This window comes from Streptococcus sp. 1171_SSPC (genome assembly GCF_001069335.1).
GTDB classification, from domain to species: domain Bacteria; phylum Bacillota; class Bacilli; order Lactobacillales; family Streptococcaceae; genus Streptococcus; species Streptococcus xiaochunlingii.
The window spans coordinates 57,050-71,256 of sequence record NZ_JWAK01000024.1 but is presented as its reverse complement, the minus strand read 5'-3'; the positions used below and the strand labels follow the sequence as shown (position 1 = coordinate 71,256).

11 protein-coding genes are annotated in these 14,207 nt (G+C 41.9%); 4 read left to right on the top strand and 7 right to left on the bottom strand.

Annotated elements, in window-relative coordinates; translation table 11 throughout:
* Positions 1–154: 154 nt before the first annotated feature.
* Together ppc and ftsW are read right to left on the bottom strand one after the other, a co-directional pair.
* The gene (gene ppc, locus ADF75_RS04825; RefSeq protein ID WP_048789342.1) at positions 155–2,980 is read right to left on the bottom strand and encodes a phosphoenolpyruvate carboxylase; all 2,826 of its coding nucleotides are present in this window, start codon (positions 2,978–2,980) and stop codon (positions 155–157) included.
* Positions 2,981–3,008: 28 nt separating this feature from the next.
* A complete protein-coding gene (gene ftsW, locus ADF75_RS04820; protein WP_048689453.1) occupies positions 3,009–4,247 on the bottom strand; it encodes a cell division peptidoglycan polymerase FtsW in 1,239 nt (412 codons plus the stop codon).
* Positions 4,248–4,503: 256 nt separating this feature from the next.
* Between ftsW and ADF75_RS04815 the strand changes: the two genes are divergently transcribed.
* The 3 genes from ADF75_RS04815 to ADF75_RS04805 all read left to right on the top strand — a co-directional run bounded on the left by ADF75_RS04815 (position 4,504) and on the right by ADF75_RS04805 (position 6,565).
* Positions 4,504–5,367 carry a GH25 family lysozyme gene (locus ADF75_RS04815; protein ID WP_048789341.1) on the top strand — a complete coding sequence of 288 codons (864 nt, stop codon included), beginning with the start codon at positions 4,504–4,506 and terminating at the stop codon, positions 5,365–5,367.
* An 86-nt stretch (positions 5,368–5,453) separates the two neighbouring features.
* Positions 5,454–5,927: an aminoacyl-tRNA deacylase gene (locus ADF75_RS04810; RefSeq protein WP_048789340.1), complete on the top strand. Its 474-nt coding sequence runs from the start codon at positions 5,454–5,456 to the stop codon at positions 5,925–5,927.
* A 14-nt stretch (positions 5,928–5,941) separates the two neighbouring features.
* Entirely contained in the window at positions 5,942–6,565 is a 624-nt protein-coding gene (locus ADF75_RS04805) for a histidine phosphatase family protein (RefSeq protein WP_048789339.1), read from the top strand.
* A 36-nt stretch (positions 6,566–6,601) separates the two neighbouring features.
* On the opposite strand, the gene lysS is transcribed toward ADF75_RS04805, so the two are convergent.
* The 4 genes from lysS to ADF75_RS04785 form a co-directional block, all read right to left on the bottom strand.
* Positions 6,602–8,092, bottom strand: coding sequence for a lysine--tRNA ligase (lysS, locus tag ADF75_RS04800; protein WP_048689463.1), 1,491 nt, complete (start codon positions 8,090–8,092; stop codon positions 6,602–6,604).
* 183 nt (positions 8,093–8,275) lie between these two features.
* Positions 8,276–9,616, bottom strand: coding sequence for an ABC transporter permease (locus tag ADF75_RS04795; protein WP_048689466.1), 1,341 nt, complete (start codon positions 9,614–9,616; stop codon positions 8,276–8,278).
* Positions 9,616–10,311 carry an ABC transporter ATP-binding protein gene (locus ADF75_RS04790; protein ID WP_006595919.1) on the bottom strand — a complete coding sequence of 232 codons (696 nt, stop codon included), beginning with the start codon at positions 10,309–10,311 and terminating at the stop codon, positions 9,616–9,618. The genes ADF75_RS04795 and ADF75_RS04790 overlap by 1 nt, the downstream gene beginning before the upstream one ends.
* Positions 10,295–11,452, bottom strand: coding sequence for an efflux RND transporter periplasmic adaptor subunit (locus ADF75_RS04785; protein ID WP_048689469.1), 1,158 nt, complete (start codon positions 11,450–11,452; stop codon positions 10,295–10,297). Before ADF75_RS04785 ends, ADF75_RS04790 begins: the two co-directional genes overlap by 17 nt.
* A 200-nt stretch (positions 11,453–11,652) precedes the next feature.
* On the opposite strand from ADF75_RS04785, the gene gorA reads away from it, so the two are divergent.
* Complete coding sequence (gene gorA / locus ADF75_RS04780) at positions 11,653–13,002, top strand: glutathione-disulfide reductase (RefSeq protein WP_048789338.1); 1,350 nt, start codon at positions 11,653–11,655, stop codon at positions 13,000–13,002.
* A 211-nt stretch (positions 13,003–13,213) separates the two neighbouring features.
* On the opposite strand, the gene ADF75_RS04775 is transcribed toward gorA, so the two are convergent.
* Complete coding sequence (locus tag ADF75_RS04775) at positions 13,214–13,945, bottom strand: cyclase family protein (RefSeq protein ID WP_048789337.1); 732 nt, start codon at positions 13,943–13,945, stop codon at positions 13,214–13,216.
* Positions 13,946–14,207: the final 262 nt, after the last annotated feature.

Genomic DNA, 14,207 nt, shown 5'->3' with positions numbered 1-14,207 from the left:
AGTTTGTGAATTTGTACTTCCACTACTTTCTTGAAACAAACAGCTAGTTATTTCATTTTTTGTGGCCTATTTTCTATGTATTTCACAAGCATTTTCAATTTCTTCCACCAAAAAACCAATCCCTCTAATCGAGATTGGTTTTTAGGGTTCACGATTAACCTGAATTACGCAATCCTGTCGCGACACCATTGATCGTGATATGGATCAACTTGTCCTGATCTGCAGGCAATTCACCACGTCTTTGGCGTTTAATTAATTCTAATTGAATATAGTTCAGAACATTAAAGTATGGCATACGATAATCTAAACTATCTTTTAGATAAGGGTTCTCAGCTAAGAGTTCATCATGCCCTTCAATCTGTAAAATAACATCCTTAGTCAATTGCCACTCATCCAGGATAATATTGAAGATGTCACGAACCTCCTCTTCTTCACACAGCTTGGCGTATTCAAAAGCAATGTTCATATTGGCTTTTGAGAGCACCATGTCTACGTTTGAAAGAAGAGACTTGAAGAAAGGCCATTTTTGGTACATATAACGCAAGGTTTCAATGTTTTCAGGGTCTGCATCAATAAATTCTTTAAAACTAGACCCTACACCGTACCAGCCAGGGAACATGACCCGGCTCTGTGACCATGAGAAGACCCACGGAATGGCACGCAAGCCACCGATTTCTTTGATAGTCTTACGGGCTGCTGGACGGGAACCAATATTGAAACTAGAAATTGCCTTAATCGGACTGGATTCGAAGAAGTAATCATAGAAATGCTCATTGCCAAACACCAGTTCACGATAAATATCGTAGCTACGATTGACAATCTGGTCCATTATCTCATTGTACTGATCGGACATGCTCCTTTCACTCTTCTGCTTAGCAATCATGCGGTTAATCGTTGCAGATACCAACATTTCCAAGTTGTAATAAGCTGCATCCTTGTTCCCATATTTATTGCCAATGACCTCACCTTGCTCCGTCAAACGAATGCGGTCATTAATGGATCTCAATGGTTGTGAGGTGATGGCTTCATAGGTTGGACCGCCCCCACGACCAACTGTTCCACCACGGCCATGGAAGAAGGTAATCTTCACACCAAACTCGTCACCAATCGCTGTTAATTGTTGCTGGGCCTTATAAAGAGTCCAACAAGAAGATAGATAACCACCATCTTTGTTACTATCTGAATAACCAAGCATAATTTCTTGGTAGTTATTCTTAGAAGCAATCCAGCGTTTAGCAATTGGAAGTGATAGATACTTTCTCATTGTATCTTCAGATTGATCCAAGTCTTCGATCGTCTCAAAGAGGGGAACAATTTGTACACGTGCGCTTTCCTTGTCAATCAGTCCCACTTCTTTCAACATGATAGCCAACTCAAGCATATCCGATACACTGGTTGCATGAGAAATAATGGTTTGGCGAATAACATCTTCTCCTAAGCGGTCTTTTAATTCACGCGCTGTTTGGAAAATATCTAATTCTTTTTCAAGCAATTCTGATTTTTCTGCATGGGTAGCAGATAAAATACGAGGATCTTCTAACAACTCTTGTAAAAGCAACTCGCACTTTTCGTCTTCTGACAAATCACTGTAATGGTCATTGATTCCAGCTTCTTTGAGAAGTTCCGCAACACAAGCTTCATGGACACTCGAATCTTGACGCATATCGATCGAAGCCAAGAAGAATCCAAAAACTTCTACTGCTTCTAATAACTCAGCAAACTCCCCTGAGATTAAAGCTTCTGCCTTATTTTCAATCAATGACTCTTGAATAAGGGTCAAATCCTGTTTAAATTCTTCAACTGTTTCGTAATAAGGAGGGCGATCTTCTGCCAACTCTTGGATCGCACCACTGATTCGGGTACCGATATAATCGGTAACCACTCCTTGTTGATGGGTGTGAGCACCGAGAAGACGCTCAACCGGATGACGGTCATCTACTGTTGAGCCAACGACAGACCATCCCTTGATATTCAACAAGGTTTGGACCAACTTGGATTGAATATAATGGAAGGCCCGACGGTAGGGCTCCTTCTCTCTAAAGACAGATGTATCACTGGAACGGGCTGCCATCTCTTCAACCGCTTGACTGGTTTTTGAAAGATTGGTAGAGAGGGAGAAGTTCCGATAAAGACTAGAGATTTTCTGAATATAATAGTTCAGAATGACTTCACTTTGAATCGTAGCTGATCGCTTCAAGGTCTCTGCGGTTACAAAAGGATTCCCATCCCGGTCTCCACCAATCCACATTCCCATCGTAATCGGTTTGGGCTGTTGCAACTCAATCCCTTGCTCCTTGGCAAGACGTTTGTATTCCAACATTAAGTTGGGAACAGCCTGAAGGAAGGAACTATTATAGTATTCCATGACGTTGGTAATCTCATTAGTTACCTTGAGTTTCTTTTCACGGATCATATCGGTTTGCATCATAATTTCGATATTACGACGCAAATTATTGTACCATTTAGTCTCGTTCATCAAGCCAGCTTTTACATCTCGGTGTTGGCGTAAAAGACTGTGAATGTGAGTGGTTAAGTCCAACATGGTTTTCCGTTGCACTTGGGTCGGATGAGCGGTCAATACCGGTACTACATTGAGGTGTTCCAAGATTTCCTGAGCATTTTCAGTCTCAGCCACCTGGCGAATGGTGGACGACAGCTTTCCAAGATAGTCCTGTCCCACATTATTTTGATGATTGATTTCAAAAGCCAAATCGACGTCTTCAGAGATATTAATCAACAAGGGAAGAATGGCAAAGTAGCGAGAAATCACAGTCATCTCTTCATTTGATAGCTCTTTGACAATTTGATCCAATTTTAAATAATCTTTTGAAACAGATAGTTTTTTCAATTCAAGAATCTTATCAAGGGTTTCTGGACTCACCAAATTTTTAGCAATATCTTCTAAAATAGTTGTTAAAATCTCAGCTTCTTCTTTGATAATCTCTTTGTTGGTGTAGCTCTCTAGTTTTTGTAAAGTCATGATAACTCCTTTCTTTACTCACTCCGATTTAGTAGTAGCTCTGAATTTTCTGAGGCTTCTCGTAAGAAGGGTCCTCTTGAGTAGCTAGGGCGCGCTTTTCACTCGCATCAATATTCAAGACAAGGGCAATCGCAATGGATAAGACCCACAAACTATTTCCTCCTTGTGAAAGGAAGGGGAAGGTCACCCCTGTCGAAGGAATCAGCCCAGAAATCCCACCAATGTTGATGAAGGTTTGGGTCAGGAGCATCCCTCCTATACCAATCGCCATCATTGAATTAAATGGATCTCTTGCCCGAATCCCGACAAGAATAATGCGCAAAATTAAGAAGAACAACAAGGCTAGGATGAGACTAGCTCCCACAAAACCAAGTTCTTCAATAACGATTGAAAAGACAAAGTCTGTATGAGCTTCTGGCAGATACCCTTGCTTTTCAATCGAATTTCCAAGTCCCAAGCCAAACCAGCCCCCATTACTCATGGCGTAATAAGAATTGGCTAGTTGGTGTCCCGAATCTGATAAATCATTAAAGGGGTTGTAAAAAGCACTGAAACGTTTCGCTACATAGCCAAAGACAGGGATTTTAGAGAAACGCTCTACCCCAATTAGCTGAATGGAATAAAGAAGAACGGTTGAGCCTCCCACTAGTATGGCTAATAGGCTTGAAAACCAGCGGTAAGCTATCCCACTTGCACTAATCATAATTAAGGTTGTCAGTGCAAGAATGGTCGCATTTCCTAAGTCTGGCATGATGACCACAATAGCAATCAGGAAGAGCACCATCCAACGCCAATCCGACAAATCTCGAGGAAGCCATTGATTGTGGGTTAACGCTTGGTAATCATATCGTTGAATTTCTTCTTGCTTTTTAGAGAAGACCAAGGCCAAGTACCAGACGATGATAATCTTCAAATACTCAGCTGGCTGAATAGAGAAACCTCCAAAACTCAACCATCCATGCGCACCATTCACCGTATCTGTGATGAAACGCGATAGCAAAAGAAGGATCGTCTCAGCTATAATGAAAATTCCGATGAAGCCCTTTTTCTTAAGGACATTTAATTTCACCTTATAGGTAATCAGAATAGTGATCAAACTTAGAACAAAAAAGATCCCCTGGCTTCTGATCATCCCGAAAGGACTAAGCCCTTTTTGGATGGCTAAGGCACTCGTTGTCGAGTAGACTACTATCAATCCCAATACTGACAAAAGGAGGTAAGGGATCAGGATCGAATAGTTTAAAAAATGACGTTTTTCTAATTTCATGTAACACCCATACTTCTAATTTTCAAATTTCATTATATCACCTTTCAATAGTAAAAAAAAGGAAAGACCAAATAAGATTCGGTTTTCACTTTCAAAAGATGATCAAACAAACCAGTCTGACTCTTATTTCTACTCCAACTATTGTGAGGAAGCAAAGAAAATCGATCCTCTGATTCACTATCATATCATCTTGTTTTTCCTGTTTCCGGGTCCTTTGTTTTGCCTTTTTCCGTCTTTTACGGTAAAATGATTCTGTATGAGAAAAAGGATTAAACCAATTGTCCTCTTTGTCTTTTTCGCAAGTATCTTTTCCTTTTTGGTAATTTCTAAAACAGTAGCAGATATCCAAAGAAATCAACTTGCTAAAAACAAGACCCTACAAGAGGCAAAGAACACCAATCAAACAAAAATCCCATCTTCCTCTTCTTCTGACTCAGTTGAAGAATTAGATCAAGAATTTTTGAATCGACCAATTATCGATATCTCTGGTTGGCAATTGCCAAGCGAGATTGATTATGATCTCTTAGCACAAAATGTTTCCGGAGTCATTGTTCGAGTTCATAGTGGAGCTCAAGCTAAAAAAGAAAATGCCGCGACTTATTTAAATGGAATAGACAAATCATACGAAACTCATATTAAAGAGTTTCAAAAACGAAATATTCCAGTTGCGGTATATGCTTACGTAGCTGCCAAGGACAAAAAAGAAATGGAAAAGGAAGCAGAAGAGTTCTATCAGGCATCCAAAAAATACAAACCAACCTATTATTGGCTGGATGTAGAAGAAAAAACGATGGGTGATATGAACGCTGGCGTGGAGGCCTTCCGTGCCAAGCTAGAATCATTGGGAGCCAAAAATATCGGAATCTATATCGGGACCTATTTCATGGAAGAACATAGTATCTCCACTGATAAATTTACCGCCCTCTGGATTCCAACTTATGGTCATGATGACGGCTACTACAATGCAGCACCATCTACTGATGACGAGTATGATCTTCATCAGTACACCTCTCAGGGACAATTGAATGGTTTCACCCACTACTTGGACTTGAACCAGATTGCTCCTACACAAAATCGAGAAAAAATCTACCGAAAACTATTTACTGTAGAAAAGAATTAAAAGAGGCAACTGCCTCTTTTTCTCTTGAACGGAAACTCAAATAGTATGATATAATGTTAGGAAATTAAGAGAAAGAGAAGAGTGAGATGGCAAAAAAACAAAAAGTAAAAAAAACATTGGTTGAACAAATACTGCAGAAAGCAAAAATCGACCATACAGGATTGCAAATCAATGCTCTTGAGGGAATCATCCCAGAAGGAATTACGACTGATCAAATCTATAAGACACTGGCTCTAACAGGTGATAAAACTGGTCCCGTCATTGGGATTGTTCCCATCTCTGCCCACTTATCCGAAAAAAAATTGGCTAAACTATCTGGCAATAAAAAAGTTAGTATGATTCCGCAAAAAGACTTGGAAAAGACGACGGGCTATGTTCATGGGGCCAATAATCCTGTTGGTATCCGACAAAAACACAACTACCCTATTTTTATTGACCAGTCTGTCCTGGAACTCGATCAGATGATTGTCTCTGCAGGTGAAGTTGGTCATAGCATTCAAATCAAGGCGCAAGATTTAGCTGATTTTGTCAAGGCTAGCTTCGAAGACTTAGTCGAGTAAAGGATAAAACCAATATGAAATTATATTTTGTCCGTCACGGACGTACCGAGTGGAATGAAGAGGGACGTATCCAAGGGGCAAATGGTGACTCTCCGCTTTTAGAATCTTCCATCCAACAGTTAAAAGCCTTGGGCCAGCATTTATCTCAAACATACTTTGATGCAGCTTATTCAAGTGACTTGCCTAGAGCTGTCCATACTGCTCAAATCATTCTCGAGCAAAATCAACATCCTATCTCCCTCCAAGAGACTCCTGCTCTACGGGAATGGCGGCTTGGTAGCTTAGAAGGTAGAAAAATTGTGGAGTTGAAGGCTCTCTATCCGGAGGAAATGAAGGCCTTTCGTCATAATTTAGCTGAGTTTCACCACGATATTTTCGGAGCAGAATCCGTTGAAGAAACCACCCAACGGACCGAAAATTTTATCAAAAGTTTAAAAGACAAGTCTGGCGAGGCCATTCTAATCGTTGGCCATGGCGCTAATTTAACCGCTTCTATTCGGACTCTTCTAGGCTATAAACCAGAGGAACTCCGTAAAAATGGCGGACTCAATAATGCTAGTGTGACGATTCTAACAACAGATGATTTTGAGCACTATCACTTAGATACTTGGAATGATACTTCTTATTTAAAAGACTAAAAAACACTGATCTTGCGATCAGTGTTTTCTTTTATTTTATTTCATAGTTGGGAAGAGCAATACGTCACGGATAGTAGTCGTATCAGTAAGGAGCATGCAGAGACGGTCGATACCGATTCCAAGTCCTCCTGTTGGTGGCATACCATATTCAAGAGCTTCTACATAATCGTAGTCAATTCCAGTTGCTTCGTCGTCTCCCAATTCTTTGGCACGTGCCTGCGCTTCGAAACGTTCCAATTGGTCGATTGGATCGTTCAATTCTGTAAAGGCATTAGCATATTCCTTGGTCATGATGAAGAGCTCAAAACGGTCCGTGAAACGAGGATCCTCGTCATTCTTCTTAGCCAATGGAGATACAGCTACAGGGTGTCCATAGACAAAGGTTGGTTGTGTCAAGGTTTCTTCTACATATTCCTCGAAGAAGGCATTGATAATATGCCCCACTTCAGTGTAGTGTTTTTCAACTGGCACATGTTTTTCTTTAGCAAGGGCTACTGCTTCTTCAAAGCTCATTTCCTGCCAGAAGTCAACACCAGCAATTTCCTTGATTGCATCCACCATGTGGACACGCTTGAATGGTTCATTGATCTTGATTTCAGTTCCTTGGTAGTTAACAGGACCATCCCCATGAATGGCTTTCGCAGCGTGTTGGATAATCCCTTCCGTCAAGTCCATAATATCTTGGTAGTCAGCATAGGCTTGGTAGACTTCGATGGAGGTGAATTCAGGGTTATGAGTAGCATCCATTCCTTCGTTACGGAAGATACGTCCGATTTCATAGACGCGCTCCATTCCACCAACGATCAAACGTTTCAAGTGAAGCTCGGTCGCGATACGAAGGACCATGTCAATGTTTTGGGCATTGTGGTGAGTGATAAACGGACGCGCAGATGCTCCACCAGCTTCATTGTGAAGAACAGGTGTTTCTACTTCAAGGAAGCCTTGACCATCTAAGTAACGACGGATTTCTGAGATGATTTTCGAACGGGTTACAAAGCGGTTAAAGCTTTCACGGTTCGAAATCAAATCCAAGTAGCGTTTGCGGTAGATGGTTTCCACATCAGACAAGCCATGGAATTTTTCAGGCAAGGGACGAAGGGCTTTAGACAAATGGGTGATGTGAGTAGCTTTGATGGAAAGTTCACCCATGTCTGTCCGCATCACTTCACCTTCTACCCCAAGGAAATCTCCAAGGTCAGCCTTTTTAAAAATTTCATAATTTTCTTCACCGACCGCATCTTTCCGAACGTAAATTTGGATTTGACCTTCACGGTCTTGAAGGTGGGCAAAGCCAACCTTCCCTTTCCCACGTTTGGTTACAAGACGACCCGCAATAATGGCCGTTTCGTTCAAATCATGAAGTTGTTCTTTATCTAATTCTGAATATTTTTCTTTCAATTGACCAGAATCTGCAGTTCGTTCGAATCGCTTTCCAAATGGGTCGATTCCTTGTTCACGAAGGGCCGCCATCTTTTCGCGACGGACAATCTGCTGGTCATTTAATTCTTCCATATGTTCAGTAGTCATTTGGAACCTCCTAAGTTATTCTCCCCTATTTTATCATATTTGACGGGGAAATACACTATTCTTGAGCAGGAAAAATGAAAAAAGGAATGGAAGGAAAGGGTTCCTTCTCCCTTTTCCATCACATTCCATTCATTCATAATCAAATTCTACTTCATCCGAGTCAAGCATGTAGGGCATCCATCCTTATTCATAGCGAAGAGCTTCAATCGGATCGAGTTTTGATGCCTTGCTTGCTGGTAGGATACCGAAGACAATTCCAACGCAAGCTGAGAAGATGATACTTCCGATAGCCACCGACATGGAGACGACTGGTGGTCCTTCTAGAGAACCTGCGGCAGCTGTGGCGATGAGGGCATTGACACCATAGGCCAATCCCAGACCGAGAATTCCTCCCATCATGGTCAAGACCATGGATTCGATGAGGAATTGAATCAAGATTTTTCCACGAGTAGCTCCAAGAGCTTTTCTCAGACCGATTTCACGTGTCCGCTCAGTCACAGATACCAACATGATATTCATGACCCCAATCCCACCAACGAGAAGGGAAATTCCTGCAATCGCACCAATGACTGTTGTCATAATACTGAGCATTTGATTGGTCTGCTCCAAGATACTATCCATGTTAAAGATTTGGAACTCTCCTTGGCGAACTCCCGACAACTCGGTTAACTTTTTCGCCGCTTCGATCCCAGTTGGTTTAATCTGTTTGACATCCGGGATATGCACCACAATAGTAGAAATTTCTTCTGTTCCAAATTCTGAAGCTACTTGGGTATTGGCCATCAAGGCACTTCCTCCAGAAGAAACCCCATATAATGCAGATCCAGCATTTGGATCCTTGAAGATCCCTACCACCCGATAGTTGTTGTCTCCGACAGCAACCACTTGGTTGAGGGCACTTTCCGTTCCAAACAAGGTCGAAGCTAAGCCTTCATCCAACATGATGACCCGTGAGAAACTCTGATAATCTGAAGGATTTAGTTTTCTTCCTGAAACCAATTCAAATTTTCTTACTGAGAAATAAGTATCATTGACTCCCATGATATTGACCCCTTCAGATTTTTTCTTTTGATAGGAGATAGTGGCATTAGCTGTATTACCAACATAGTAGCCATCAATACCAGGAATCTTGGTCAATTCTTTGACCCATTCTTCTTGAACAACGGGTGGTGTTTCAAGGATTGGATTGTCAACGTCCTCGCTACTTTCCTCTCCATAGCCAGCTGGCGGTGACATTCCTTGGTCTCCTTCACTAGCAACACCGCCTTCACCACCACCTTCTTCTGAGACAGGTTCTGGTCCAAGATTAAAACCAGTCATGTAGCCACTCTTTCGGGCGGAATAAGAAATCTGAACATATTGTTGATCCTTGGTAAAGGTCTTAGTCACTCCCGCTTTCATCCCATCTCCGAGAGCCATGATGACAACGACTGAGGCAACCCCGATGATAATCCCTACCATGGTTAAGAACGATCTCATTTTATGTCCCATAATGGAACTAATAGCGAATTTCCAGTTCTGCATCAGGCCCTCCTTTCGTTGCGGCTATCCGAAGAAATCACTCCATCTCGAATGACAATCTGTCGTTTGGCATAGGCAGCAATCTCCGTTTCGTGGGTCACCATGATAATGGTTTTGCCTTCTTGATTGAGGGCTGTCAAAAGCTCCATAATCTGATCGCCGGTCTTGGAGTCGAGAGCTCCTGTTGGTTCATCCGCTAAGATAATAGAAGGATGATTGACCAAAGCACGCGCGATGGCCACCCGTTGTTTTTGCCCTCCGGACAGTTCCGAAGGAAGGTGGTGCATCCGCGTATCTAGCTCAACTTTCTTTAAAAATTGTTCAGCTAATTCCTTTCGTTTAGAAGGATTCACTCCTGCATAAATCAAGGGAAGCTCGACATTTTGAAAAGCATTGAGTTTCGATAGAAGAAAGAATTGTTGGAAGACAAAGCCTATTTGCTCATTGCGAACCTGGGCTAATTTCTTCTCACTAAGATTTCCTACTTCTTCCCCCTCTAGCCTATACTCACCGCTGGTCGGACGATCCAGAAGACCAATGATGTTCATTAGGGTAGATTTCCCAGACCCGGAAGGTCCCATGATAGCTAGAAATTCCCCTTCTTCCACATCTAAATGGATATCCTTTAATACCTGTAGGGTTTGATCGCCATTTTGATAACTTTTATTGATGTTTTTCAGCTCAATCAATTTTGTCATATTTTCCGACCTCTTTCCCATCTTCCAAATCACCAGAAGGGTTGGTGATGACTTGAGCATCCTTGTTCAAACCAGATAAGATTTCTTGATTTTCTGCATCTGCATTTCCTAAGGTAACATTGACTTTTTTAGCCTTGCCAGCTTCAATCGTCCAAACATAGCTTTGATCGCCGTCTGATAAGACACTTGTCACAGGAACCAAAGGATGGATGGTTGAACTTTTTACTTCAATATTGACAGAGAAACCTTGTTTCAAATCACCAATCTCACTGGTAATCTCTACCGTAAACGGATATTTAGCTCCCCCTGTTCCTTGTCCAGAACCTGCGGCATTTGCACCAGCCTGACCAGCTTCTGTCGGATAATTGGCAACGTAGCTAATCTTTCCAGTCCATTTTTTCCCAGGATAGACCTTAGAGGTTAAGGTCACTTCCTGACCAACTGAAATGTTGGCTAGATTGTACTCAGACAACTCACCTTTTACTTGAAGGTTACCGTTGCTGACAATATGAACAAGGGTTTGGTTGGTTCCGGTTGTTGATTTGGAGACATCTTTATTGACTTCTACAACCGTTCCATCTGTACTACTTTTTACGGTTGTAGCATCCAACAAAGCTTTAGCTTTTTCCATATTGGCTACAGCATCCGCACGGGCATCGCGCAAATCACCCACTTGTGTGTCCAAAGAACGTTGGGCTTGAGAGGCTGATTTGCTATCTGCTTCCTCATCCCCTGTTGTATCAATGGTAACTCCATTGGTCATGAGATCGTTCAATTGACGATCTGCCTTATTGACCGCACGTACTGCCGCGTCATAGGCAGTTTGCGCTTCTGTACTACTATATTGAACAATAGCTTGGCCAGCGGTTACTTGATCCCCGACATTCACTAGGATGGATTGCAAATCTCCTTTGGTTCCGTCAAAATAAATATATTGTTCTTGATTGGCTGTGACCTTACCTGTCAATAAAACAGAGGAAGCAATCGAACCTTCTTTCACAGTTTGTACCATAGGTGTCATATCGACCATTTCTTCAGGGCCACTACCTGATTTTCCAAAAGCAAGCCAGCTCCCCATTCCTACAACTGCTATAGCAGCACCAGTCGCTGTAATAATTTGCCATTTTTTAAATTTTTTCATTTCTTTCCTCCAATATTCGAAAGCGTTTCAAATTATAAGTTTAGTATATCATATTTCCTCATTTTTCAATTCAGAATCATCTGTTTTGCACGTTTTTTTTGCTATCTTGTTTTCTCCTCCTATTCAACGATGGCAATTTCTTGATTTTTGTAACCTTTGTTGTTACAATGAAAGTGTAAATCAACAAAGGAGTACTAACCATGAAAGAATTTGATATTATCTCCATAGGTGGAGGTAGCGGAGGGATTGCTACCATGAACCGAGCTGGAGAACATGGAGCCCGAGCTGCTGTTATTGAAGAAAAGCAACTAGGTGGGACCTGTGTCAACAAAGGATGTGTCCCTAAAAAAATTATGTGGTATGGCGCCCAAATTGCTGAAGCCATTCGTGATTACGGTCCAGATTATGGGTTTACTTCTGAACAGACCAATTTTGATTTTGCGACCTTAAGAAAAAATCGCGAAGCTTATATTGATCGGGCTCGTTCTTCTTATGATGGCAGTTTTAAACGAAATGGTGTGGAGTATATCCAAGGTCGCGCTCGCTTTGTCGACGCCCATACAGTCGAAGTCAACGGGGAAACCATCAAGGCTAAACACATTGTGATCGCTACAGGGGCTCATGCTTACATCCCAGATCTACCTGGAGCAGACCTAGGAGAAACCTCTGACGATGTCTTTGCTTGGGAAGAACTACCAAAATCAGTTGCCATTATTGGCGCTGGCTACATTGCGGTAGAACTAGCCGGTGTGCTACATGCCCTTGGTGTTAAGACAGACCTCTTCGTTCGAGGTGATCGTCCTTTAAGAAAGTTTGATTCTTACATTGTCGATGGCTTAATGGAGGAGATGGATAAACAAGGATTGCCTCTCCATCCTCACAAGGTTCCTGTCCGACTCACAAAGGAAGAAAATGGTCAAATCCGAGTCTATTTCGAAGATCAAACATCTTTTGTCGCTGATCATGTGATCTGGGCGACCGGCCGAAAACCAAACGTCCAAGACCTCCATCTAGAAGCTGCAGGTGTCACCTTAAATGAAAAAGGATTCATTGCAGTGGATGAATACCAGAATACGGTTGTTCCTGGCATCTATGCTCTTGGAGATGTCACGGGCGAAAAAGAATTAACTCCTGTCGCTATCAAGGCAGGGCGTACCCTATCCGAACGTCTCTTTAATGGAAAAACCGATGCTAAAATGGACTACGCAACCATTCCGACCGTTGTCTTTTCTCATCCAGCGATTGGTACAGTCGGTCTCACTCAAGAAGAAGCCGAAAAACAATATGGAAAAGACGCTATCAAGGTCTATACTTCAAGTTTCGCCTCGATGTATTCAGCAGTGACCCAGCATCGTCAGTTGGCTAAATTTAAACTCATCACTGTAGGACCGGAAGAAACCGTTGTCGGTCTCCATGGTCTTGGGTATGGGGTGGACGAAATGATCCAAGGATTTGCTGTTGCTATCAAGATGGGAGCCACAAAAGCCGATTTCGATGCGACCGTCGCTATTCATCCAACTGGATCCGAAGAATTCGTTACCATGCGCTAATATCAGAAAAGGTTTGTTTGACAAGCCTTTTTCTTATGTTTAAATTTTAATGAATCATCATTAGAGCTACCATAGTCTAATCTTTCATTTTAACTCTCTTTCCTTACATTTTTGTAAGATAACAAGGTTTGATAAGATAACCATCAGATTCAAAAATAGATTTCAACATCCATATAAAAGAGCCTGAAGATTCGCTTCAGGCTCTGTTTTTTTAAGGCAAGATAGCAATGGCACGGACAGGTGAACCAGTTGCCTTGTCCCAGTGAGGGAAGGCAATTGAAATCAAGGCACCTACGGCTGGCACTTGATCCAAGTGGTTCAAGACTTCTACTTGGTAGATATTTTGCTCCAAAAGGTAGTATTCATTGACCAAGCCATGCTCTGCTGCTGGAATACCAGCATCTGTGTCGAAGGTTTCATGGCCCACAGCCTTGACATGGCGTTCATGAATCAAGAATTCCAAGGCTTCACGGCTCCATCCTGGACTTTGTTGAACCCCATTTTCATCCAGATTACGCATAGCATCTTGATCTGGCCAACGTTTTGACCAATCACTACGGAAGGCAACAAAAGCACCCTCAGCAATTTGTCCATGCTCTGCCTCAAAGTCTATGATATCTTGTTTGCTCAAGATAAAGTTTGGATTCGCGGCAACTTCTTTAGACTTGTCGATAACATAGAGTGGCAAGAGGAGATCTTTGAGGTCAATCTCATCCAACCAACGGCCCCCTTCTACAAAGTGAATTGGTGCATCAATATGCGTTCCGTATTGACCAACCACTGTAAATTTTTGAACATGAAAACCATCTTTTAATGTGAAAAGGTCTTCTTGTTGCAAAGCAGGAAGGGCTGGGAAGTGTGGACTTTCTGCATTGATTTGGTGACTCAAGTCCACCCATTTTTTAGCTTGCAATTCTTTATAAATACTTAGTAAATCTGACATATGGATTCCTTTCCTATAAGTGCTACATGAGATAAACGAATAAGGTTATTATAACAGTCCATCCCATCATCCACAATGATTTGCGTTAATCTTGTTTTCTTGAATGGGATATAGTTTCAAGCTATAATTATTAAAAACAGCAAAAAAGAGGCTGGGACAAAAGTCCTAGCCTCTCAATTGTCTTTGGATTATCGAGCAAGACGCAGTGGTTGAGGGGGCTCTACCACGCTGATTTCATCAGCTTTTACAGCCCTACTCAACT

Coding starts and splice junctions, on each gene's coding strand:
- ppc (WP_048789342.1), bottom strand. CDS start 2,980: ATGACTTTACAAAAACTAGAGAGCTACACCAACAAAGAGATTATCAAA.
- ftsW (WP_048689453.1), bottom strand. CDS start 4,247: ATGAAATTAGAAAAACGTCATTTTTTAAACTATTCGATCCTGATCCCT.
- ADF75_RS04815 (WP_048789341.1), top strand. CDS start 4,504: ATGAGAAAAAGGATTAAACCAATTGTCCTCTTTGTCTTTTTCGCAAGT.
- ADF75_RS04810 (WP_048789340.1), top strand. CDS start 5,454: ATGGCAAAAAAACAAAAAGTAAAAAAAACATTGGTTGAACAAATACTG.
- ADF75_RS04805 (WP_048789339.1), top strand. CDS start 5,942: ATGAAATTATATTTTGTCCGTCACGGACGTACCGAGTGGAATGAAGAG.
- lysS (WP_048689463.1), bottom strand. CDS start 8,092: ATGACTACTGAACATATGGAAGAATTAAATGACCAGCAGATTGTCCGT.
- ADF75_RS04795 (WP_048689466.1), bottom strand. CDS start 9,616: ATGCAGAACTGGAAATTCGCTATTAGTTCCATTATGGGACATAAAATG.
- ADF75_RS04790 (WP_006595919.1), bottom strand. CDS start 10,311: ATGACAAAATTGATTGAGCTGAAAAACATCAATAAAAGTTATCAAAAT.
- ADF75_RS04785 (WP_048689469.1), bottom strand. CDS start 11,452: ATGAAAAAATTTAAAAAATGGCAAATTATTACAGCGACTGGTGCTGCT.
- gorA (WP_048789338.1), top strand. CDS start 11,653: ATGAAAGAATTTGATATTATCTCCATAGGTGGAGGTAGCGGAGGGATT.
- ADF75_RS04775 (WP_048789337.1), bottom strand. CDS start 13,945: ATGTCAGATTTACTAAGTATTTATAAAGAATTGCAAGCTAAAAAATGG.